The following is a 2707-nucleotide window of genomic DNA, read 5'->3' as shown; positions in this document are numbered from 1 at the left end:
GGTGACCGCCCTGATCCGGGCGCACGGCACCCGGCTGTGGCTGCGCCGCCTGCCCGTGATGCCCCGCCCCCCACACCCCAAGGAGGCCGTCCGATGACCGCCCTGTCCTCGAGCGTGTCGCCGACCCCCTCGTCGAGCGTCGCCGACCCCCTGTGCCTGCGCCGCCCCGCCCTGAAGGCCCTGTGCCTGCGGGCGCGCCTGGCCGGCAGGATCCTCGCCCAGGTCGCGCAGCGGGTGCCCGTCGACGTCGTCATGCCGGACGGGACGCTGCTCGGCGGGGGCAGTCGCTCCGCCGAGCATGCCCAGCGCCCGGCCCTTGAGGTCGTGCGCCCCGGCGCGCTCTTCGAGCGTCTGGCCCACCACCCGAAGATCGGCATCGGCGAGGCGTACATGGCGGGCGACTGGCGGGCCGCCGACGGCAGCGACCTCGCCGAGCTGCTCGTGCCGTTCGCCGAGCGGATGACCACGGCGGTCCCGAAGGGCTGGCTGCGGCTGCGCGGCGTGGTCGACCGGCGCATCCCCCGCATCCAGGAGAACTCGCTGCTCGGCTCGCGGCGCAACGTCGAGGCGCACTACGACCTGTCCAACGACCTCTTCGCGACGTTCCTCGACGAGACGATGAGCTACAGCTCGGCGATCTTCGACGAGGACCAGCCGCTGCGCACCCAGTCCTTGGAGCAGGCGCAGGTGCGCAAGGTGCACGCGATCCTGGATCTGGCCAAGGTCGGCCAGGACACCCGGCTGCTCGAGATCGGCACCGGCTGGGGGACGCTCGCCCTCGAGGCGGCCCGCCGGGGCGCCACCGTCACCAGCGTGACGCTCTCGAAGGAGCAGGCGGCCCTGGCGCGCGAGCGGGTGGCAGCCGCCGGGTACGCCGAGACCGTGGACATCCGCATCCAGGACTACCGCGAGGTCGAGGGTGTCTACGACGCCGTCGTCAGCGTCGAGATGATCGAGGCGGTCGGCGAGGAGTACTGGCCTGCCTACTTCCGCACCATCGACGAGCGCCTCGCGCCCGGCGGCATCGCGGCCGTGCAGGCCATCCTCATGTCGCACGAGCGGCTGACGGCCACCAAGCACTCCTACGGCTGGATCCAGAAGCACATCTTCCCCGGCGGGCTCATCCCCAGCCTGCAGGCGATGAGCGAGACGGCCGATGCCGCGACGTCGCTGCGGATGACCGCCGTCGAGCCGTTCGGCGCCGACTACGCCGAGACCCTGCGCCGCTGGCGCGAGACCTTCCTCGCGCGCTGGCCGGAGGTGCAGGTGCTCGGCTTCGACGAGACGTTCCGTCGCAAGTGGGAGTTCTACCTCGCCTACTGCGAGGCCGGCTTCGCCACCGGCTACCTCGACGTCGCCCAGGTGCGCTTCGAGCGGGAGGGTGCCGCGTCCGCGGCCTCGTGATGGCGTCGTCGAAGAGCTCGGGCAGCACGTCGGTCCTGTGGTTCCGGCGCGACCTGCGCCTGTCCGACCATCCCGCGCTGCTGGCGGCGATCGACTCCGCGTCGCACGTGCTGCCCGTCTTCGTGCTCGACCCGCGACTTCTCCACACCGACATCCCGCGCTCGCGCCGGCTGCTCGCGTCGCTGGCGGCGCTGCAGAAGGACACTCGGGGGGCGCTGGTCGTCCGCCATGGTGATCCCGTCAGGGTCATCCCCCGCCTGGCCGAGCAGGTGGGCGCGAAGCAGGTGCACGCCTCCCGCGAGACGACGCCGTACGGCCGCCGGCGCGACGCGGCCGTCGAGAAGGGCCTCGCCGGGGACGGCCGCGAGCTCGTCGTGACCGGGTCGCCGTATGCCGTCGGGCCCGGTCGCATCGTCAACGGCTCGGGCACGCCGTACAAGGTGTTCACCCCGTTCGCGAGGGCGTGGCACCAGCACGGGCGGCCGGAACCGGCCGAACGGCCCAAGCGCATCCCGTGGCTGCGCGACGAGGTCCACAGCGACGACCTGCCGAAGGTCGACGGGCTCGAGAGCATCGAGGCCGGCGAGGCAGCCGCGCGGAGGCGGTGGGAGTCGTTCCTCGAGGACGGGCTGACGGCATACGACAGCGAACGCGACCGGCCCGACCTCGACTCGACGAGCCGGCTGTCGGCGCCGCTGAAGTACGGCGAGATCCACCCGCGCACGATCCTCGCCGACATCGCGGCACACTCGGCGGGGCGCTCGAAGGCGGCGACGACGTACGTCAGCGAGATCGTGTGGCGCGAGTTCTACGCCGACGTGCTGTGGCACAACCCGGAGTCGGCCTGGCACGACCTACGGCCCGAGCTGGCGAGGCTTCCCTACGACTCGGGGCCCGAGACCGACCGGCTCGTCGACGCCTGGCGCGAGGGGCGCACCGGCTATCCCATCGTCGACGCCGGCATGCGGCAGCTTCTCGCAGAGGGGTGGATGCACAACCGGCTCCGGATGCTCACGGCGAGCTTCCTCACCAAGGACCTGCACGTGTGGTGGCCGGTGGGCGCGCAGCACTTCCTCGACCACCTCGTCGACGGCGACCTCGCCTCCAACAACCACGGCTGGCAGTGGGTCGCCGGCACGGGCACGGACGCCTCGCCCTACTTCCGCGTCTTCAACCCGGTGAGCCAGGGACGCAAGTTCGACCCGGACGGCGAGTACGTCCGACGATGGGTGCCGGAGCTGCGACACCTCGCGGGCGCGGCCGCACACGAGCCGTGGAAGCACGACAACGGGTACGACAACGA

Annotated in this window: 2 protein-coding genes; both read left to right on the top strand. The window is 72.2% G+C overall.

Annotation, left to right across the window (positions count from 1 at the left end; genetic code table 11):
- Window positions 1–93: 93 nt before the first annotated feature.
- On the top strand, window positions 94–1404 hold the full coding sequence (locus ABD194_RS18555; RefSeq protein WP_343994238.1) for a class I SAM-dependent methyltransferase: 1311 nt from the start codon (window positions 94–96) through the stop codon (window positions 1402–1404).
- Window positions 1404–2707 (top strand): cryptochrome/photolyase family protein (locus ABD194_RS18550; protein WP_343994236.1); only part of this gene is annotated, 1304 nt, incomplete at its 3' end. The genes ABD194_RS18555 and ABD194_RS18550, both read left to right, overlap by 1 nt.

Source organism: Terrabacter terrae, assembly GCF_039529575.1.
Taxonomy (GTDB): domain Bacteria; phylum Actinomycetota; class Actinomycetes; order Actinomycetales; family Dermatophilaceae; genus Terrabacter; species Terrabacter terrae.
The sequence above is the reverse complement of the archived record's forward strand: the minus strand, read 5'-3'. Positions and strand labels throughout refer to the sequence as shown.